16 protein-coding genes and 1 pseudogene are annotated in these 21066 nt (G+C 52.6%); 12 read left to right on the forward strand and 5 right to left on the reverse strand.

What is annotated here, in order from left to right; all coding sequences use genetic code 11:
* Positions 1-5 precede the first annotated feature (5 nt).
* The 3 genes and pseudogenes from ACYVAD_RS10255 to ACYVAD_RS10265 all read left to right on the forward strand — a co-directional run bounded on the left by ACYVAD_RS10255 (position 6) and on the right by ACYVAD_RS10265 (position 3015).
* Positions 6-808 (forward strand): annotated as a pseudogene (locus ACYVAD_RS10255) (inositol monophosphatase family protein).
* Between the two features lie 12 nt (positions 809-820).
* Positions 821-1357, forward strand: a complete 537-nt coding sequence (locus ACYVAD_RS10260) for a YfiT family bacillithiol transferase (RefSeq protein ID WP_461139394.1) — start codon at positions 821-823, stop codon at positions 1355-1357.
* A 272-nt stretch (positions 1358-1629) separates the two neighbouring features.
* Entirely contained in the window at positions 1630-3015 is a 1386-nt protein-coding gene (locus ACYVAD_RS10265; protein ID WP_461139395.1) for a DUF4403 family protein, read from the forward strand.
* On the opposite strand, the gene ACYVAD_RS10270 is transcribed toward ACYVAD_RS10265, so the two are convergent.
* Positions 2972-3649, reverse strand: coding sequence for a DNA-3-methyladenine glycosylase family protein (locus ACYVAD_RS10270; RefSeq protein WP_461139557.1), 678 nt, complete (start codon positions 3647-3649; stop codon positions 2972-2974). The genes ACYVAD_RS10265 and ACYVAD_RS10270 overlap by 44 nt on opposite strands.
* A 147-nt stretch (positions 3650-3796) precedes the next feature.
* Between ACYVAD_RS10270 and corA the strand changes: the two genes are divergently transcribed.
* Positions 3797-4912 (forward strand): magnesium/cobalt transporter CorA, encoded by a 1116-nt coding sequence (gene corA, locus ACYVAD_RS10275; RefSeq protein WP_461139396.1) that lies wholly within the window; start codon positions 3797-3799, stop codon positions 4910-4912.
* Positions 4913-4932: 20 nt separating this feature from the next.
* The gene (locus ACYVAD_RS10280; protein ID WP_461139558.1) at positions 4933-7389 is read left to right on the forward strand and encodes a bifunctional UDP-N-acetylmuramoyl-tripeptide:D-alanyl-D-alanine ligase/alanine racemase; all 2457 of its coding nucleotides are present in this window, start codon (positions 4933-4935) and stop codon (positions 7387-7389) included.
* 1 nt (position 7390) lies between these two features.
* Here the strand turns inward: ACYVAD_RS10280 and ACYVAD_RS10285 are convergent, their stop codons facing one another.
* Entirely contained in the window at positions 7391-9373 is a 1983-nt protein-coding gene (locus ACYVAD_RS10285; RefSeq protein ID WP_461139397.1) for a DUF4350 domain-containing protein, read from the reverse strand.
* A gap of 297 nt (positions 9374-9670) precedes the next feature.
* On the opposite strand from ACYVAD_RS10285, the gene ACYVAD_RS10290 reads away from it, so the two are divergent.
* On the forward strand, positions 9671-9925 hold the full coding sequence (locus ACYVAD_RS10290) for a hypothetical protein (protein ID WP_461139398.1): 255 nt from the start codon (positions 9671-9673) through the stop codon (positions 9923-9925).
* 119 nt (positions 9926-10044) lie between these two features.
* On the opposite strand, the gene ACYVAD_RS10295 is transcribed toward ACYVAD_RS10290, so the two are convergent.
* Positions 10045-10458, reverse strand: a complete 414-nt coding sequence (locus ACYVAD_RS10295) for a response regulator (protein WP_461139399.1) — start codon at positions 10456-10458, stop codon at positions 10045-10047.
* A gap of 327 nt (positions 10459-10785) precedes the next feature.
* Here ACYVAD_RS10295 and ACYVAD_RS10300 point away from each other — a divergent pair, with 327 nt between their 5' ends.
* Positions 10786-11049 carry a hypothetical protein gene (locus tag ACYVAD_RS10300; RefSeq protein ID WP_461139400.1) on the forward strand — a complete coding sequence of 88 codons (264 nt, stop codon included), beginning with the start codon at positions 10786-10788 and terminating at the stop codon, positions 11047-11049.
* A 30-nt stretch (positions 11050-11079) separates the two neighbouring features.
* Here the strand turns inward: ACYVAD_RS10300 and ACYVAD_RS10305 are convergent, their stop codons facing one another.
* Both ACYVAD_RS10305 and ACYVAD_RS10310 read right to left on the reverse strand, forming a co-directional pair.
* Positions 11080-12699: a Na+/H+ antiporter gene (locus ACYVAD_RS10305; protein WP_461139401.1), complete on the reverse strand. Its 1620-nt coding sequence runs from the start codon at positions 12697-12699 to the stop codon at positions 11080-11082.
* Positions 12700-12753: 54 nt separating this feature from the next.
* On the reverse strand, positions 12754-13944 hold the full coding sequence (locus ACYVAD_RS10310; protein ID WP_461139402.1) for a THUMP-like domain-containing protein: 1191 nt from the start codon (positions 13942-13944) through the stop codon (positions 12754-12756).
* Between the two features lie 165 nt (positions 13945-14109).
* Here ACYVAD_RS10310 and ACYVAD_RS10315 point away from each other — a divergent pair, with 165 nt between their 5' ends.
* The 5 genes from ACYVAD_RS10315 to ACYVAD_RS10335 all read left to right on the forward strand — a co-directional run bounded on the left by ACYVAD_RS10315 (position 14110) and on the right by ACYVAD_RS10335 (position 21066).
* Complete coding sequence (locus ACYVAD_RS10315) at positions 14110-14565, forward strand: DUF2147 domain-containing protein (protein ID WP_461139403.1); 456 nt, start codon at positions 14110-14112, stop codon at positions 14563-14565.
* A 162-nt stretch (positions 14566-14727) separates the two neighbouring features.
* Positions 14728-15951 (forward strand): PQQ-dependent sugar dehydrogenase, encoded by a 1224-nt coding sequence (locus ACYVAD_RS10320; RefSeq protein ID WP_461139404.1) that lies wholly within the window; start codon positions 14728-14730, stop codon positions 15949-15951.
* A 173-nt stretch (positions 15952-16124) separates the two neighbouring features.
* A complete protein-coding gene (locus tag ACYVAD_RS10325) occupies positions 16125-16529 on the forward strand; it encodes a hypothetical protein (RefSeq protein ID WP_461139405.1) in 405 nt (134 codons plus the stop codon).
* A gap of 137 nt (positions 16530-16666) precedes the next feature.
* On the forward strand, positions 16667-19852 hold the full coding sequence (locus tag ACYVAD_RS10330) for an efflux RND transporter permease subunit (protein WP_461139406.1): 3186 nt from the start codon (positions 16667-16669) through the stop codon (positions 19850-19852).
* Positions 19849-21066: a TolC family protein gene (locus ACYVAD_RS10335; RefSeq protein WP_461139407.1), complete on the forward strand. Its 1218-nt coding sequence runs from the start codon at positions 19849-19851 to the stop codon at positions 21064-21066. The genes ACYVAD_RS10330 and ACYVAD_RS10335 overlap by 4 nt, the downstream gene beginning before the upstream one ends.

Consider the following 21066-nt stretch of genomic DNA (forward strand, 5'->3'; position numbering starts at 1 on the left):
GAACTATGACGCATGACCTAGCCGCGTTGACCGGCGAAATAAACACGATTGCCCGGCGGGCGGGTGCCTTTCTGTTGCAGGAACGCAGCCGATTTCAGCGGGAATCGATTGAATACAAGGGCTTGAACAACCTGGTTTCGTACGTCGACAAAGAGACGGAAAAACAACTGGTTGAGGACTTAGGGAAGTTGCTGCCCGAGGCCGGTTTCATCACCGAAGAAGGGACAACCGGTCAGGAAGCCGATCCTGCTGCGCTGAACTGGATTATCGATCCGCTCGATGGGACCGCTAACTTTATTCATAATCTTCCCATTTTCTCGGTCAGTATTGGTCTGGCGCAGGGCAAAACACCCATCGCCGGTGTGATCTATGATCCCAACCGCGATGAATGTTTTTCGGCCTGGCAGGGTGGGGGGCATATTGCAATGACAGTCGTATTTCGGTATCCCCGGCCTTGACATTAGGCGAGAGCTTGGTTGCAACGGGATTCCCGTACTATAAATTTGAGCAGATGCATTCTTACCTCGCCATTCTGGAGTCGCTCATGCAGCAAACGCATGGCCTGCGTCGGATGGGTTCGGCGGCTATTGATCTGGCGTACGTAGCCAGTGGCCGCTTCGAAGCCTTCTACGAATACAACCTTAACTCCTGGGACATGGCAGCCGGCGTGCTGCTGGTGCAGGAAGCAGGCGGTACCGTTACTGATTTCAGTGGGGGGGATGCGTTCCTGTTTGGGGGAGACGTCGTGGCGGGCTGCGGGGTTCATCCGGAGCTGATGAACGTCATTCAAACGTACTGGCACCACTAAAATCGGTTTACCATGCAGGATCTGGAAACGTTACGTTATCCCATTGGGCAATTTGCCTACGGGAGATCATTTTCGCCGGACGAAACCCGGCGGGCGCTCGAAGCCATTGCCGAGCTACCATATAAGCTCACGGCGCTGGTCAGTAAATGGGGCGGTGAGCGGCTTGATACCCCTTATCGACCCGAAGGCTGGACGGTGCGACAGGTCGTTCACCACGTAGCCGACAGCCATATAAATGCCTACGTGCGCACCAAGCTTACCCTGACCGAAGACAATCCAATCATTAAGCCGTACGAAGAAGGGGAGTGGGCTAAACTACCTGACTCATCGCTCGATGTTGCTCCTTCGCTGGTGATGCTGAGCAACCTGCACGCGCGTTGGGTGACCGTACTGGAAGCACTTACTGACGAACAGCTCCGTCGGACGTATTATCATCCCGGCATGCAGCAGCGGTTTCCGCTGAGCGAAGTAATGAACCTGTACGCCTGGCATGGCGAACATCACTACCAGCATGTGTACCGACTGGCCGAACGGAACGGCTGGCTGTGAAAAACACAAAGAAACTGATTCGCAAATTGAGATGTTAATCGGGCAGACAACGCTGGATCGATTATGCAGGAAGTACTAATTGCGCTGATTTTTCTGATCGCGGCAACCTATTTGGGAGCTCGTGCTTACCGTAGCTTCTTTTCCAAAGATCAGAGTGGTTGCGGCAAAGGCTGTGGCTGTGTTACTGATTCCAAAAGAACGACAATATCAGCGAGTAGAAGGCTGTAAAATCAGAGCCATAACATTTTAAAAATCCGGTAGTTGTTGAGAAAATGAAACCTCGACTCGCTACCGGATTTTTGCTTTTACTTTTGTTGGTACTGGCCAGCAATGGTTGTCAGCGCGTTCGTCCCAAAGCGCCTTACATACAGGATTTTGATCCGGCGATCGAAGACCCCGTTTCTTACGTTGCCGGGCAGATTACGTTCAGTATTCCGGCCCTGGAACGTAAAGTAAATGAAGCGCTGAAACCCATGCTGGTGACGGAAGAAGCGTTTGAGGGGAAAAAAGGCGAAGCCTGGCACATTCGGGTCGAACGTACCGGCCCCGTTCGCATTCGCTACGCCAACCAGAAGGTGTCTTTCTCCGCCCCGCTACGGGTCTGGTACACCAATCCCATTGGCCTGCGCAAAAAGCGCAAGAGTCGGGAGCTGTGTGCCCTGGCGGTCAATTTTGTGAGCCCACTGGCTGTTGGCTCCGGATGGCGACTAACGACCAAATCCCGCTTCGAGGATTATCGGTGGATTCACGAGCCTAAAGTTCGGCTGCTTGGTATTAAAATCGGGGTAACGAAACTGGCGGATTCGATTCTCGACAAACGGAAGGCCGATATTGAAGAAGCGATTGATGACGCCGTCCACAGTGAACTAAGGCTGGACAAAGAAGTAGGTAAAATCTGGCGGGATATTCAGAAACCACTGCGCATCTGCAAAGCACCGGAGGAAATATGGGTGGTGCCAAAACCCTTTAGCGTAGCCGTAGCTCCCATTCATGGCAATAAAAGAGCGATTACAGTACCGATTCAAATTGCGCTCAGGGCTGCCACTAAACTGGGAGACGAACCCGAGTTTGAACCGGAGCCACTGCCACGTCTGCTACGTCATAAAACCCTACCCGAAGCGTCGCGTCTGCGCGTGCTGGCATTTGTGCCGTACGAAGGAATGACAAAAGTGCTGAGTCAGGAAGTGAAGCAGCGCAAACTGAACCTGATGAATGGGGCTGTTACCATCAAAGACGCGTCGGTCTATGGGAGTGGCCGGTCGCTGATCGTCAAAACGGACGTAGGCGGAACAGTGAAGGGAACGCTTTACTTCCGTGGTCAGCCGGTGTTTGATACGTTGACCAATACCCTGCGGGTCAGATACGTGGACTTTGACGTGGACACTAAAGAGCGCTTGCTGTCCACCGCCGACTGGCTGCTACACGATAATCTGCGCGATACATTGGAAAAATCCTTGGTGGTACCCATGAGCCAGCAACTGGCCGAGGTGCCGGTCAAGATAGAAACAGCCTTCGCCCAGGGTGGTGCTGGAAAGAAGACGATTCTCGACATTAACGCGTTCCGAATGGTGCCACAGAAGATTGTCGTTCGTCCCGATGGCATACAAGTTTTGATTAAAGTAGAGTCGAAGGTGGCGGTGGTAGTAAAACATTTGTAGTGGGCGTCGGGTGCCAGCGCCACAGATACCGGCTGGCCGTCGTGCGGTAGGGACGCCAGGGTTCGGCAATCGCCAGCAGCGCTCTATAGAGTGCCTTGCCCGTTAAACCATTGGTTTGATCAGGGTAGGCCCGGATCATTTTCTGTCGAATGATAAGGTCGTCGATAGGCAGTACGTCCGGGCGATCCAGCGTGAACATCAACAGCATTTCTACAGTCCATCGGCCAACGCCTTTGATCGGAATCAGGTATTGTACGATTTCTTCATCAGTCATGGAATTCAGATAGGCCCGGTCCATGGGATTTGTCAGAAAAAACTCCGCTACACTCTGGATGTACTTGATTTTCTGAAAGGACAGCCCAGCGCTACGTAGCTCATCGGTTGTTTTGAGCAAGACTAACTCCGCCTGAGGATCATTGTCAGGAAACAGGGCCAGAAAACGGGCAAAAATAGCGTTGGCGGCTTTGACCGAAATTTGCTGGGAGACAATGCTTTCGAGCAGGGATAAGTAAAGCTCGTTAGGCGGTGCCGGAGCCGTGGGATCTGGGATACGAATAGCGGGAGTTTCGGCAATAATCTGCGCCAGAACAGGGTCCTGGCTCAGGTGCGTACGGATGAAGTCGGCGGGTTGCATCGGCGGTTTCGGAATCTCTGGTAAAGATAATACCTGGCATCGCGACTGGTCGTAGATTTGTGTTGGATTCACTACCTGATGTTGCGGGAAGCCGGAACAATCGGGCGGGTAGTGGGGTAATACGTAGACATTCTTTTCCGACGCTTCATGTCGAAACACAAACGTTACCGCTCGGCGGAGAAAACCTTTGGTACGTCACCGGGGACCCTGACCTACATTGGTGAGGACATCGAGCACGCGATAAAAATCAAGCGGATCAAGTATAACGCCGACGAGTACCACATTGATGATAACAGCAAATTAAGCGCCTGCCAGCTTCCCGACACGGGCACGCCGTTTGTCAACTGGACCGACGTCGATGGCATTCATAAAACCAAGGTAATTGCCGCCTTGGGGCAACGTTACCACCTGCACACGCTCCTGCTGGAAGACGTAATAAACGTCGAGCAGAAACCCAAGATCGAGCTGTACGACGCTCCCCCCGCGCAGGACAGCGAAACATCGAGCGGGCCGGTTGTTTTCGTGACCCTAAAAATGCTGCACCATAACCAGGAACAGCAGATCATTGAAGCGGAACACGTTAGTCTGGTGCTGGGCGAGAATTACCTGCTGTCGTTTCAGGAAGAACGCACGCATGATATCTTCGATCCGGTGATCGAGCGGATCAAAGCCTCGTCGGGCAAAACGCGCCGGAACGGACCCGATTACCTGATGTATTCGTTGATGGACCTGATTGTTGACCATTATTCGGTCGTTGTTGAGCGGATCAGCGACAAAATCGACGAGCTGGAAGAAGAGATTGTGAAGGAAGCGACGGACCGGGAAATCCTTAACCGACTGTACCGGCTAAAACGCGAGCTGGGATACATCCGCCGAACAATCCTGCCAGTACGCGAGATCATGTCGGTGCTCCTGCGCGAAGATTCATCCCTGATTAAGGCGAGCACGGTGCCGTTCCTGCGGGATTTATCAGACCACGTAAATCAGACAGTGGAGACGCTTGATTCCCAGCGGGATATAATTTCTGGGCTGATGGATGTCTACTATTCTATCGTGAATAACCGGATGAATTCGGTCATGAAAACGTTGACCATTGTGTCGGCCATTTTCATTCCGCTAACCTTTATTGTGGGCGTCTACGGTATGAATTTCGACCATATGCCCGAACTTCACAGCCGCACCGGCTATTTCTGGGTGTGGACGGCCATGGTTGCGATCGCCATCGGCGAAGTGATTTATTTTAAACGACGCGGCTGGATGTAAGTCCGGCGGCTCTGATTATGATGACTGCGTATCAACCATCGCTGCTCGACGCACGCTGGCTAACCGATTCCCGTCAGGTTCCTGACCAGGTGACGAATGCCGTTTTTTTTGCCATTCGGGGGGAGCACCACGATGGCCACCAGTTTATTGGTGAGCTTTACCAAAAAGGCGTCCGGCAGTTTGTAGTGGAGCGGGCAGCCCTGACGCCCGACCGGCGCGCTGAGCTGAGCCAGTACGCCGACGCTACGTTTGTTGAAACCGACAGTAGCCTACGAATGCTGCAAACGCTGGCGGCCGACTACCGGCGTCAGTTTACAATCCCGGTCGTCGGCATTACGGGCAGTAACGGTAAGACCATTGTCAAGGAATGGCTGGCTCAGCTGCTGAGCGATGATTACGTCGTGGCCAAGAGTCCGAAGAGCTACAACTCGCAGTTGGGCGTGCCGCTGGCCGTTCATCAGCTCAACGAGCGGCACACGCTGGGGATCTTTGAAGCGGGAATCTCGCGACCCCACGAGATGGAAATGCTCGAAGCAATCATCCAGCCTACCGTTGGTATTTTCACAAATATCGGTACGGCTCACGATGAGGGGTTTCGGACGCACCGCCAGAAGATTGCCGAGAAACTGCGGTTATTCAGCCACGTTAAAACGCTGATCTACTGCGCTGATTACCACGAAATCGACGAAGAGGTTCGCTTGTTGATCAGAGCCGTTAATCCCAGCGTGCAGCTCACGAGCTGGTCGCTGACCGGTAAGAACGCTACGTATCAGGCATCCGTTGATGGTGATCTGCTCCGGCTAAGCACATCAACCGACACGCTCACGTTGCAACTGCCTTTCTGTGACCCTGCCTCGGTCGAGAATTTATTGCACTGTCTGGTAACCATGCAGGCGTTGAACGGAGAAATCGTACAGGCCCAGCTACAGACACGGTTGAATCGATTACGCCCGGTATCGATGCGATTGGAGCAGAAGGAGGGGATCAACAACTGCGTCCTGATTGATGATTCGTACAATAACGACGTAGCGGGGCTGCAATTGGCACTCAGCTTCCTGAACCAGCAAAACGGCCGCGACAAACGGGTGGTTATTCTGTCCGACGTATTGCAGTCGGGGCAACGGGAAGAGGACCTGTACGAGCAGGTTGGCACGATGATGCGGCTCAATCAGGTAAGCTGGTTTATAGGCATCGGGCCGGTTGTTGGGCAGCACCGTAGCTGTTTTGCGGACAACAGTTTATTTTACGAAACAACGGATCAGTTTCTGGCCGAATTCCCCGTTGACGAACTGCGCGATAGTGCGGTGCTGGTAAAGGGAGCCCGACCTTTTTCGTTCGAGCGGATCGTGAACCGACTACAGCGAAAAGTGCACGGTACGGTGCTGGAGATTAATTTGGATGCGCTGACGCACAACCTGAACTATTACCGGGAAAAGGTGGGGCCGCAGACCAAGATTATGGTCATGGTGAAAGCCTTTGCGTATGGCAGTGGTAGTGCCGAAGTCGCTCAGCTACTTCAGTTTCACCGGGTCGATTATCTGGCCGTGGCCTATGCCGACGAAGGAGTGACGTTGCGGCAGAACGGCATTACGTTACCCATCATGGTTATGAATCCGGCCCCGCAGAGTTTTGCTACGTTGCTGGACTATCGCCTGGAGCCTGAAATCTACAGCCAGCGTATGATGCAGGAATGGGGAGCTTTTACGGCCAATCAGCCAGCTGATGTGATTCCGTCGATTCACCTGAAGATCGATACGGGTATGCACCGGCTGGGCTTTCTGGAAAACGAAGTCGCTGGGGTTGTGGCGTATATTAAGGAGCGCCCTGCACTCCGGGTCGCTACCGTATTTACGCATCTGGTTGGGGCCGACGAAGCCCGGTTCAATAGTTTCTCCCGCCAACAGTACGACACTTTCCTGCGTAGTACCGACCAGCTGGAAGCCCAATTAGGGTATCGACCTACGCGCCACCTGCTCAACTCGGCCGGAATCGTGCGCTTCCCTGAATTTAAATTGGACATGGTACGGCTGGGGATCGGCCTGTATGGCGTCGAGTCAAGTCAGCTGGAAAGCGCCATGGTACGTCCGGCGGGAACGCTCAAAACGGTAATCAGTCAGATAAAAACCATCCCCGCCGGCGAGTCCGTTGGCTACAGTCGCCGGGGGGTACTCAATCATGTCGCCCGTATTGCGACGCTGGCAATTGGCTACGCCGACGGTTATGACCGGCGGCTTGGTAATGGCGTTGGCCACGTACTGGTCAATGGCGTTCGGTGTCCAACGGTGGGTAGCGTCTGCATGGATATGACCATGGTAGACGTAACGAATGCCCGCGTCGAGGAAGGTGATGAGGCCATTGTCTTTGGCGCAGACCTATCAATCACCGAGCTGGCCCGGCAGATTGGCACGATTCCCTACGAGATTCTGACTGGCGTAAGCGAACGGGTCAAGCGAGTATTCTTTAAGGAAGGTAACTGATCTACTTACGGCTGCTGACAGGAGCGTTGGTCACACGGGTCTGCTTTAGCAACCAGGTGGCCAGCTCTTTGCCCGCGTTGAAGTTTTCGTACTGAGCTGGAATTCGGCGGCCGTCTGTGTACTCATTATACAGCCAAGGATCGCCGACAGCGAAAACGGTACCCTTGCCCCATTTGGCTATTGCCATAATGATATCGCCGTTTTGACTGACGATAGTTTGGGCGGGTGACTGCACGCCAAGCGGGGATAACTCTTTGATGTAAACCTGCTTTGTTGTCGGAAAGATAGTTTTTGAGAGGGCCGTGCGTTGAGTCGTAGCGATCTGAACGGTACCCTGTTCAAACTTCGTGCCCTGCACCATATTAACGTTTTTGGGGAGAAACCGAATCCCGAACTCGCTCGCTAGCTGATTAAAGTGCGGGTGTTCGCAATTGGACGTATCGTTCGCCAGCAGCATCAACACCCCGCCGTCTTTTACCCATTTACTGATCGTCTGAATGTCCGCCGGACTGACGTAGTTAGGGGACGCTGTTTCCTTCTTCGTATCGGGGTCGACGATGATATAGACATTGACATTCTGCAAGTTACTGGCCGTTGGCGCTGTAACCGAAACGGTGCTTGCTCCCAGATTTCGGAACGTATCGCCCCAGAGCCAGAAGCCAGAATGCTGCCGGTCCTCCCAAGTGTAGTGAAACGGCTCAAGCTGGCCGTCGGCTCCCTTGCGGAATTCGTGATTAAAGTACGTATCAACGCCCACCGTCTTTTTTACGCCCAGCGGCACAGCACGTTCCTGATCGATCTCCATTTCGATGCTGGCAAAAATAAAAGGACCAACACCTTTCAGATCATCCTGGCGCAGGGGCTCACTGAGGTAGTAATCGTAGCTACCGTCGCGGTACGGATTACCGCCCAATCCGCTCACCAATACGGTTTTTTCCAGGTGAATCAATCCTTTGTCATCGGTCGAGATAAAGTTTTTGAGCATACCCGCGTATCCTTTACGTGCTGCTGGCATCATCGATACGGGCAGGTAACCCATACGCACACCTTTCGCCAACGCATACACGAACATAGCTGTACCCGACGCTTCCAGATAGTTACGATCGGCACCCATTCGATCGGTTACCTGAAACCAGCAACCCGACGCCGGGTCCTGAAACTTGACGACGGCGGGCATGAGCCGTTGCAAAATGGTAATTAACTCGCCCCGGCGGGAATAGCTGGCTGGTAAGTAGTCCAACACATCGACCAGTGCCATGGTATACCAGCCAATTGAGCGGCTCCAGAAATTGGGCGACGTGCCCGTCTGGTGGTTGGCCCATTTTTGCTGCCTGCTTTCATCCCAGCCGTGGTAAAGGAGCCCCGTTTTAGAATTGCGGGCGTGTTTTTCCATCCACACAAACTGGTTCGTTATGTCGTCAAAGCTCTTGGTTTGCGTGTTTTTGGGCGCAAACAGAAGGCTATATTCGGCGTAGAAGGGCTCGGCCATGTACAGACCATCCAGCCACATCTGATTGGGATACCGCTTTTTGTGCCAGAAACCACCTTCCGTGGTCCGGGGCTGCTGGGCCAGTTGATTGCGCAGAATATCGGCTGCTTTCCTATATTTCTCCCGGCCGGGAAGGGTTTGCTGCGCGAGCATCAACAGCGACCGGCCGGGCGTAACAAGGTCGATGTTGTATTCGTCCAGCGCGTACGTCCGGATCGTACCATCGTTTTGCACGAAGTTGTCAACGTTTTTCTGAATATAATCGAAATAACGCGCGTTGCCCGTCCGGTACCAGAGCCGCTCCACCGCTTCCAGAAAAACGCCCATTTCATACTCCCAATGCGCTGCTTTTGCCATCGGATAGCGAATCGAGTCCGGATTGTTTTTGATTATAGTTTCGGCGAGTCGTTGCGACCAGGGTAGCTGAGTGGGTGATATCGTCTGTGCCCGTGCAGAACAAGCAAGAAGGGACAGGCAAAAAAGCAGTTTTTTCATGGGGGCAAAAGGAGAGGCATGCAGCGTACGGCTAAAAGAGTTGTCCACCCGCTTATATACTTTTTCTTGTCAGAAAAGCTGTGCGAATTGCGCCGGAAAGTGCAACTGATTATATATCCATTTCATAGATAAGGCCGCTTGATTACTAAGAACGAGGGGTGTTATTGGGTCGTTTAATAGGAGTAAAGCGCTGGTTTGTAGGGGTATTAAGATAAATGTAACCGGTCGATAAGTTGCATTTTCCTTAATAGTTTAATTACTTACATTCACTATGCTCCCCAACTAACTTTATGAAGTATGAATCAGTACCTTATTATGCTCATTGGCGCTGTTCTGTTAGTCGCCATAGTCGTGTTCCTGGTTCGGAAAATCACGTTTCGAAAGCGTTGTCCCGTTTGTGGTAATCGACACACGGACCGAATAGCCCGGCCTCGGTGGCTGAAAGCAATTCTGCCTACAGTACCCATTAAATCATACCGCTGCCTGGCATGCCACCACAATTACCTTCAGATTGATTTATCGGCAACCCGGCCAACTCGGCAGACTACCTGATCGATTGCAGATACTTGGTGCAAGCGGTGTGCGTTCTTGCACCAGCTCATCATCCATACTATAAGCAAAAAAGCCCAGCCTTGTTGACAAGGCCGGGCTTACTTATTACGTCAATCAGTCTATTGCTCAGCAGTTAGTAACCAATATTTCTGGAAACGACCGACAATCTGCTCCAACTGGTCTAGGCTCAGTGGCTTGGTGATAAATTCGCGGGCGCCCAGCCGAAAAGCTAGATCCCGGTCGTCGGTATTGGTTGACGTGGTAAGCATGATTACGGGTGTATTCATGTGCTTACTGCTTTGCCGAAGTGACTCAAGCACCTCGAATCCGTTGAGTCGGGGCATGTTCAGATCCAGTACGATCAGAGTAGGTGTGTGTTCAGTTTGTTCCAGTTGTTCCAGCAGATCCTGCCCGTCGTTAACAAACTGCAGGTGGCAGTGAGGATAATGCAAACTGAAACTGATTTTGAGTAAAAAGCGGTCATCGTCATCATCATCGGCGATGAAGACGTAAGGGGTAAATGAAGGATTCATTCGGTTAAGATTAATTACGGTGGCTAATACACGTCAAAAATAAGATTATTCGTGACATTGTACCTATATACGGAATCATTGGTCAACGGGATTACCCTGCTAAAGAAATTGTACTATTTCTGCCGATGCCTCCTATGTATCAGCAATAAATAAGTAGCAGCGGATCGGTACAGCTTTATCGGGTATAATTATTGTAACATCACTTACGTTGATATAGTACTAATTAGAAAATAAAGGAAAAGCGAACTACTGTGGCGTTGATGGATTATTCAATGACTAACATCAGGTGGCTGCTTGGGTAAAGTTTTTCAGTTAATAAGTGCATTTATGTTCCTGACTTTCGGTCAATACAGTACGCTTACTGCAGTGCGCCAGTGCTTAACCTGGGATCAATTGGCCGAACAGACCAGTTTCGACCAGCTGATGGTTAAGTATTACGTCATGGGGTTGCTAAACAGCGGTTTAGTGGTAGCTAACTATGACGAAGAAGAGAACGACGTTTGCTACCAGCTGACGCCAGAGGGTGCCGATTGCGTGCGCGAATACGAACGAAACAACCCCGAACTGACCATTCGTCAGATGATTTGGTAGGTGTATACTAGATTGCTGGCGGGCGGCTGCTTAAGAGTCGCTACGTAACAGCAACGTATCGAGTTGAGCTTTGCTTAAGTCCAGCTCCTGCTCGGCTGCGCGTACACTGGCGTCGCTGAATTTCCCCTCTTTGTGTAGTTTTATCAGCAGATCCTGCTGAAAATTGCTGATTAGTAACTGGGCCGTCAGCAAGTCGTTGAACGCATCCATGGCATCGGCTGACGTTTCGTAGGTTTTTCTGCTTTCGGAAAGATTACGACCCAGTCGATCGACAACGCGTTCGTAACGAACCCGGATCTGACGTTGAACGTCCTTGTCGATCGTGTCGGGCAGATCGTTTTTCACGAAGCTCAACACACTGCGTGCCATAAATAACTGGAGTTCGTTTTCCTCGTTTCGATCGGCTTGCTGTGGCTCTACACCCAGCAGTCGAATAAGTAACGGGAGCGTTAGTCCCTGCAGTACCAGGGTAGCGAAAATCACCACGAAGGCGAGGAACAGGATAATTGGCCGGTTGGGAAACGGTGTACCACTGGGCATCGTCAACGGCAGGGCCAGCGCTGTCGCCAGCGAAACAACCCCCCGCGTACCCGTCCAGGCAACGATCAGTACATTTTTCCAGTGAATTTCCTCGTGGTCAGTTGCATTACGTTTGTAGGCCATCAGGCGCTGATAGTACGCACTAACGAATACCCACAAAATCCGGACAATGATCGTTACGATGCTGATAATGATACTATACCGAACCAGATCCCAGGTTGAGTAGGTGTACAGACCCCGGACGATAGCCGGTAGCTGCAACCCGATCAGAATAAAGATTACCCCATTCATCAGAAAAATGACCGTATCCCAAACCGCGCGTGATTGCATGCGGGATTTATAGGAAAAAACTTCGGGAGCGCGCCAAGTGATGACCAATCCAGCGCTGACGACCGCCAAGATGCCGGAAACCTCAACGTGCTCAGCGGCTAGATAAGCCACAAAAGGAGCCAGGAGGGTCAGACTGGTTTCGACAATCGGATTGTTATGAACACGCGCGAAAACCAGGCTGAATACGTATCCGGTAGCGATTCCTATTAGTAACCCTCCACCGGCCACAAGCAGAAATTGAAGGCTGGCCTGCCAGAAGACAAATGATCCCGTCATCACGGCGGTGACCGCGTACCGGTACGCAATTAGCGCTGACGCATCGTTCAGTAAACTCTCCCCCTCTAGAATCGCAATAACCCGTTTGTTCAGGCCAAGTCCCTGCGTGATGCTGGTTGCGGCTACCGCGTCCGGTGGCGAAACAATAGCACCCAGCACAAAAGCCAGGGGCCAGCTAAAGCCTGGAATAAAATAGTGGGCGGCCATAGCGACGGCCAACGTAGTAAAAAAAACCAGCGTAACGGCCAGCGTCGATATGGTCCGGATGGAGGCCGTAAACTCCTGCCAGGAAGTCTTGGCCGCCGAATCGTAGAGCAGCGGAGGCAGAAAAATCAGGAAGACCACGTCTGGATCGAGTGACAGATCGGGCAGGACGGGAACGAAACCAATGAACAGCCCCACCGCGACCAGCAGTACCGGGTAAGGCAGTTTTATTTTGTCAGCTACCGCCGACAGGCCTATCAAGATGGCCATGATAAAAATTACGTTCTCAAAGTTTTCCATAGTGCAGGGGGGGCATGGTGACTCGCCATGGTCAGGCTTGTTCCTGTTTTCTCGTTAATAGCTGGAGATCTTGTGGGTAATCAGTAATCGTTTGTCACCGTTTTGCAGGGTCGTCGCGAAAATATACGTATCGCCCCCTTCCTTCAATCCCAGCTTTTTGCGCAGGTCAGCAACTGACTGGGGGAAGTTTCGTACGGTTAGGTTAGCTTTCAAACCGGGTACGATCGGCTGCAACGACTTCCGGTCGGGTTTGCTGATCTGTTGCAGCGCAAATGTCCGACCTGGAAACGCCGGAACGAGTTCATCACTGGTGTAGAGATGGCTGCTGGGAGCCAGCTTCCGCAGGCCAAAACGCGTCGCTACCAGCCGAAAGGCCCCTGCCTTTAAAACGGCCGCGTTGGGTTCGTAGAGATACATCTGAGGATCGCCGAGCTGGACGGCCGCCGTTCGTTCGTCGCTATGCTGGTAGGCAAAGCGAATAGTTCGTTCGGGAAACAGGTTTACCGCAGTAATGGTAAGACCTGGGGCAGACTCCGCCGTAAGCACAAACAGTACTTCTTTGACTTCCCCTTGTACCGCCACAATATGAACAGCGTCAACGCCCGACAGTTGCCGAACGGTATCATCGATGTCAATCAGCGGAGAGACCTTTAGGAGTACTCGATTGGTCTTGGTCAGTAAGTTCGCTAAAACAGCGGGTTGGGATAGATCGGGCTCGCAGTCGGCCAGTCGAACGACCTTCCCGCCCTGTTCGTTCCGGCGATGGGGGTCCAGGTAAATCCAGTCGACGGGTTCGGCCAGTTCCTGAGCAACGGTCAAACCGTCGCTGGTCTGGACGGTTACGTTCGTCGCACCCAACCGGGGTAGGTTGTAAGCCGCAAGTTCGGTCAGATCCGCCCGATGTTCGATGTACCGAACCTGTTTTACCCGTTCCGCAAAGGCCCAGCTATCAACACCCATGCCTCCGGTTAGGTCCAGCAGTTGGTGCCCACCGACCAGCGATGCCTTATAACGGGCGGCCTGCTCCGACGAAGCCTGCTCGACCGATAGCGCCGGTGGAAATACCAGCGCCTGGTTGGCGTACCAGGTTGGCAGTTTGTCTTTGGCTTTCTGCCGGGCGGCAATTTGCGCCGTTAGCTCCCGAACAGGTAACTCCGCTGGATGCGATCGTAGGAGCAGCTTGCTGGTATCGGCGGTGAGATGCTGCTGAATAAACTGCTGGTCGGAAGCGGACGGAACAAACAAAGGAAATGCGGAATCGTTGCTAGTATAAACAGGCAACGTCACAACCCGACTTTACGGTTCCGGAAATGAAGGGTCGTTTTTACACAAGTGTGTAGTACATATAGATTAATTGGGTTATAAAATCGTTTATAGTGCAGGTCAATCCGTAATTGCTCAGGTTCGTTTATGAAAGTGCTTTTCACCATTACTATAGTACTTGTCTGCCTGCTGACGCTGGGCTCCTTCACCCCAAAAGCTGATAATCCCGATGCCATTGTTGGCACGTGGCTCAGTTCCAAAAAACGAAACCAAGTACAGATTTTCAAACAGGGGAATACCTATTACGGTCGCGTTGTCTGGATGATAGAGGCCAACGAACCGGGGACAAATAAGCCTAAGATGGATGAAAAGAACCCGGAAGAAAAATTACGTAATCGCCCCCTGATTAACCTGGTCATCCTGACAAACATGAATTATAAAGGGGGGAACCTGTGGAGTGATGGGCAGATCTACAATCCCGAAGACGGTCGTACCTACGGCTGCGATCTGGCGATGCGCGGGCCCAATATCCTCAGTGTTCACGGATACATGCTCGGCATGCGAATGCTCGGGCAAACCAAAGACTGGACCCGGGTGAAGTAATTCGCCTGAAATCAATAGAAGAAATAACGGGTCCATTGACTCGCAAACGGACATTCTACATAAACAATGGATTTTATGGGCAGTTAGGTGTGAGCTGGGGTGTTTTAATCAGTCTTTAATCTAAGACGATCTCGCTCCGACTCAACTAATCAGGGTAAACCCATGAAAAACCATTTCTTCTCAGCGCCCAGTATCTGGGGCGTACTCGTTGCCAGTTGCCTGCTGGCCTGCAACAAAGACAGCGTCGTTGACCCACAGATTCCGGAGACAACCGATTCACCAACATCCTCTCAAATCCAAGGGAACGTATTTGAACCCGCTCTGGTCCCGGCAACAGATGCCCGGATTGCACAGCTTAAAGTGCCCGCCGGGTTTACCATCGCCAAATTTGCCGATCAACTGGGGAAACCCCGCCAGCTAGCCGTTAGCACTTCGGGAAATGTGTACGTTACCGACCGGGCGGCTGGCACGGTAACGCTGTTACGTGATACCAATGCTGATGGAAAAGCTGATACTAAACAGGAGGTCGCTAAAATCGCTAATGTACACGGTATCACAATCCACGCTGGCCGAATGTATCTGGTGTCCATCAACGATGTGTACACCGTCACGATGAACAATGATGGTACCCTGGGCCAGCCTCAGCGCATCATCAGCGATCTGCCCGACGCTGGTCAGCACCCCAACCGCACGATTGCCTTCGGACCGGATGGACTGATGTACCTGACGGTGGGGAGTACTTGTAACGCCTGCGCCGAGCCCAATCCGGAACACGCGACTATCCTGCGCGCCAATCCAGACGGGACCGGGCGGGTCATTTTTGCGAAGGGGTTGCGGAATACGATTGGTTTCGGCTGGCATCCGCAGACTAAAGAAATGTATGGCTTTGACCATGGTATTGACTGGTTGGGCGATGAACAGCAACCCGAGGAATTAAACCTAATTAAGCAGAACGCTTTCTACGGCTGGCCTTACATTTTCGGCGATGGGGTGTACAACGCCCACCCACGCCCAACGAGCGATACAACCTACGCGCAATATCGGGCACTGACGACCGTGCCAGTGCTAACCTATAAGGCACACGCGGCTCCGCTGGCCATGATTTTCTACACGGGAAGCATGCTGCCGACCGAGTATCAAAATGATGCGTTTGTTACGATGCGGGGTTCCTGGAACCGCACCGAGCCATCGGGCTATAACGTTGTTCGCGTGCATTTCGAAAATGGTAAACCCGTTCGAACGGACGATTTCGTCACCGGCTTTCTGGTTGACAACAATCGTTCACAGTTTGGCCGGCCGGTTGGTTTGATTGCGCATCCTGATGGCTCCTTGCTCTTTACGGATGATAACAACGGAGTTATTTACCGGGTGAGTTACCAACGGTAAGAAGGCCGTTTCGCTACTAAGTGATCGTTTATTAGACGGCGTGTTGACAGTTAATCAAAAACTGTCAACACGCCGTTTTTGCTTATATAAATTGTATTGAGTATGGCAAAAGTTAAACTTTTTACAGGATTTTAGGATTATTTACTGAGAAAGCTATTTTTGTGGCTTACAGTATGAATAGACAGCATAAACACATACTGATCCTTCGATTTGCTTGCTTATTACTGGCATTACATGTCATTAACATAAGCATCGACGCTCCCGATACGTATCCACTAACCGGTCAGGCTGTTGAATACCGGGAAGCTCGGTCGTCGGGAACCTCCCAAAGTTTTCGAAAATTACTGATGCAATCCTGGTTGGGCGTGCCCGAACTGGGTCAGACGGACGGCATGGCACCCGGTGATTCGGCCAGTAACCCCATCATTCCCAACGTCGATATTCTGGTCGAAAAACTGCCTACTTACGCTATCCGTACGTTTCGGGAACCTGCTGCTGAATCTGTTTTTCCCAACCCCCTGATTCATTCCAGCCTGTATATTCTGGATTATCTGACGCCCCCTCCGCAGATCGCTTAGGTCAATTTCTGGTTTGATACGTTCGTTTGCTATCGATTTCTCCGGTTGAAGTCGATCAGACCGCCGTATCCTGTCCCGAACGTTCTACCCGTTTCGGCGACTTCTAGTCATTTTCTTTTCATTTTTCTGCTCATTCTATGATTGATAAGATCATTGCATGGAGCGTGCGCAGTCCATGGACCGTTGGACTGCTGCTGCTCGTGCTTATAGCCTGGGGGGGCTATTCACTCAAAAATTTACCTATCGATGCGACGCCTGACGTAACTAATCAGCAGGTGGACGTAATCACGAACTCACAGAATCTGTCGTCGCTCGAGATCGAGAAATTCATCTCCACGCCCATCGAGCTGGCCATGGCTAATATTCCTGGTTTGATCGAAGCCAGGTCTGTATCGAAGTTCGGTTCGTCGGTCGTGAAGTTGATTTTTACGGACGACACGGATATTTACTGGGCGCGTCAGCAGGTATTCGAACGACTCGAACAGGTCAAGAACGACATTCCCGAGGGGGCCGGGACGCCCATTTTGGGTCCGGTATCGACGGGACTGGGGGAAATCTACCAGTACGTTATCCGACCGATCGATCCCAAAAATCCGCGGTACACGTTGACCGAGATCCGGACGTTGCAAGACTGGTCAATCCGGCGACAACTGCTTGGTATGGAGGGTATCGCTGATGTGAGCGGCTACGGCGGCTACAGTAAGGAATACCAGGCGAAGCTGAAACCCGACCGGATGCGGGCGCTGGGCGTTACAGTCGACGACCTGTACGCAGCCCTCTCGCAGGGCAACGGTAATACGGGGGGGGCCTACATTGAGAAGGACAACAAAGCATTTACCATTCGCGGGGTCGGACTGATCAATACGATCGATGAGGTCGCCCAGACGGTCGTTCGTAAGAATGGGAACGCGCCGATTCTGGTCCGGGACGTGGCTGATGTCGACATGGGCCACGCCCTTCGATTTGGCGCCTTGAGTCAGAACGGCAAAGGCGAAGTAGTAGGGGGCTCGATCCTGATGATGAAGGGTGCCAACGGGAACGAAGTGATCAGTCGCCTTAAGGAGCGGTTCAAAGAGATTCAGAAAACCCTGCCCGACGGCCTGGTCATCGAGCCGTTCCTGGATCGGTCCCGGATCGTTACGGCCGCCATTGATACCGTAGCGCACAACCTGATTGAAGGAGCGGTCATCGTTGTGATCGTGATCCTGGTGCTGCTGGGGAACTGGCGGGCTAGTCTGTTGGCGGCATCAGTGATTCCACTGGCCATGCTGTTTGCCTTCATCTGGATGGGACAACTGGGCATTGTCGGTAACATCATGAGTCTGGGCGCCATTGACTTTGGGCTGTTGGTCGATCCGGCTATCATCGTGGTGGAGTCAGTTGTCCTGTTTCTGGCCATTGCCATGGGGAAACGCCAGGAACAGGCTGAGCACGAGGACGGAGTAAACAAAAAATTTACGTACAAGGAACGGCAGAATATTGTGATCGACTCGGTTGTCGACGTAAAACGATCCGTGCTGTTCGGGGGGATAATTATCCTGATCGTGTATTTCCCGATTCTGACGCTGGAAGGCGTGGAAGGGAAAATGTTTTCACCCATGGCGAAAACCGTTGGTTTCGCCATCCTGGGTGCGCTGATTCTGGCCATCACCTACGTACCGATGATGAGTGCGCTCATCATGCGCCCGCCCAAGTCAGCCCATGATCATGGCTTCTCCGAGAAACTGGTTCAGTTCTTTTACAAGGGCTTACGGCCGGTATTGGCGGCTGGTCTGCGGGCCAAGCTTGTCGTCGTTGGCGTAGCCGTTGGAATTCTGGTACTGGGTGTCATCGGTTTCTCCCGCATTGGGGGGGAGTTCATTCCGAAGTTGCAGGAAGGGGACATGATGATTGATATGGACTTGCCAACTGGTACCACGCTGACGGAGTCAATTCGCCTGAGCCAGATTTTTCAGGCCGCGCTGATCAAAGAATTTCCGGATGAGATCAAAGGCGTAGTTTCCAAGATCGGCACGTCGGAGGTTAAAGTTGACCCATTGCCGCTGGAATCGCAGGAGTTGTACATCTCCCTGAGTCCCAAAGAAACCTGGACGAAGGCGACGAAACAGGAAGACCTGGCCGTGCAGGTCAATGACTTCATGGCGCAGTACCCCGGTCCGATCTACGCCATTACGCAACCCATCGAAAGCCGGGTCAACGACATGATGAACGGGGCCCGTACGGATGTAGTAGCGCAACTGTACGGCGACAACCTGGATACGCTGCTCGTAAAAATGCGGGAGATTATTGGCGTCGTGCGGGAAGTCCCCGGTGCGGTTGACGTAAAAGCCAGTAAAGTATTCGGGCTGCCTCAGTTGAATATCAAGTACGACCGGCAGCGGCTGGCCGTGCATGGGATCAAAGTCGAGCAGGTGAACCGGGCTATTCAGATGGCCTTCGGGGGAGCGACCGCCGGTACGATCTTCGAAGGGGATCGGCGGTTCGATCTGACGTTCCGGCTCGCGGGCGACGACCGTGTCCGCCCGGACGCCATCGAAAACCTGCTGGTGAACGATCAGAATAACAATCCGATTCCCCTGCGCGAACTGGCTGATATTACGGAAGACATTGGCCCCTCGGAAATTACCCACGTTAACATGAAACGGGTGGTCAATATTGGCTTCAACGTGCGGGAACGCGACCTGCAATCGGTGGTAAACGACGTAATCAAAGCCGTTGACGCACAGGTAAAACTCCCCGCCGAATACTCGATTACGTACGGCGGGCAATTCGAAAACTTCAGTCGAGCTAAGGACCGGTTATCGATCGTATTGCCCATTTCGCTGCTCGTCATCTTTGGACTACTCTATCTGACGTTCGGCAATTTCCGGGACAGTCTACTGATTTACGCCGTCGTTCCATTGTCGGCCGTGGGAGGCATTCTATCGCTGATGCTGCGCGACATGAACTTCAGTATCTCGGCGGGGGTAGGCTTTATTGCCCTGTTCGGCATCTCGGTGCTGAACGGGATTATCCTGGTCAGCCATTTCAACGCGCTGGCCGAAGAGGGCGTTGCCGACCCGAACGAGCGGGTATTACGTGGGTTGCAGGAACGATTGCGCCCTGTACTGATGACCTCGTTCGTGGCCGCGCTAGGCTTTATTCCCATGGCCTTGTCGACCAGCGTTGGTGCCGAGGTGCAGAAGCCGCTGGCAACGGTTGTGATTGGGGGCCTGCTGACGGCAACCATTCTGACCCTGATCGTACTGCCCGTGCTTTACGCTATGTTCTCCCCGAAAAATGTATCTGCCCAGCCACCCGTCGAAACTGAAACCATTGCATGAGTAGTCCTATAAAAAAACAATTACCACTAGCCGTAGCCTGTTCGCTGCTGTTGGTGGCTACGGCGAAGGCGCAGCCACAGTCGCGCCGAGTTGTTACGTTGCCAGAAGCCATTGAGTTGGCAATCCGCGAGAACCCACAGGTGAAAGTAGCCCGGCTGCGGGTCGATAAGCAACGGGCGCTGATACCGGGAGCATTAAGTTTGTCGGGGCCAGAGCTGATTTTCGAAGCGCCAACCACAACTCGGTTTCAGCCGGGGGTACTGCTGCCGTTTTCGTTGCCCACTGTCTACAAGAATCAGAAAAAAGTGCAAATGCAGCAGGTTTCACTGAGCGAAACCGAGCGGAGCACGGTGGCGAATACGCTACGCTACAACGTACGAACCGTATATAATGACCTGAAATACCTGCGCGAAACCATCAACAACTACCGCCAGCAGGACAGTCTGCTGCTGGTTTTCTCGCAGGTAACTCAGGTTCGTTTGCGGGTCGGCCAGATTTCCCGCATCGATCTGCTGAATGCGCAGGCGCAGCAGCGTGAAATTAACTACCAGCTCGACCAGACCAGGGCCAAAGTCAGAAGCGCCCGGATTCAACTGGGGCTGCTGATTGGCGTGCCCAACGACACCACGTTACGGGTAACGGGGCCATTCGAGCGAATGGGATCGTCATACTCGTTCCTGACGACGGACTCTACGTTTACGCGTAACCCGCAGACGGCTTTCTACCAGCAGAATCTGCGGTTGAACGAGTCGGCGCTGGTGCTGGAAAAGAAACGGCGGCTGCCTAACCTGATCGTCGGGTATCTGAACCAGGGGTACCGGGATTCACCGCTGCTGTACCGGTTCCGCTTTGGGTTGTCGCTGCCGGTCTGGGGTTGGGTTGCTCAGTCACGCATTGCCGCGGCTGAAACGGACGTAGCCATTGCTAACAGCCAGATTACCCTGAACAATTATGAGTTACAGGGTGATTACGACAAAGCTTACTCGGATTACCTGCAGTACGCCGAGGCTTTGGAGTATTACACCTCCATCGGTCTGTTGCAGGCTAACGAACTGATCAAAGCGGCCAATGATGGCTACCGGCTCGGTAGTATCGGTTACTATGACGTACTGCTTAGCTTACAGCAGGCATTTAAAACCCGGCTGGGGTATCTGGAAGCCCTCCGTAATTTCAACCAATCGGTCATCACGCTACAATATCTGAAAGGAGAATAA

The organism is Spirosoma pomorum (genome assembly GCF_054776615.1).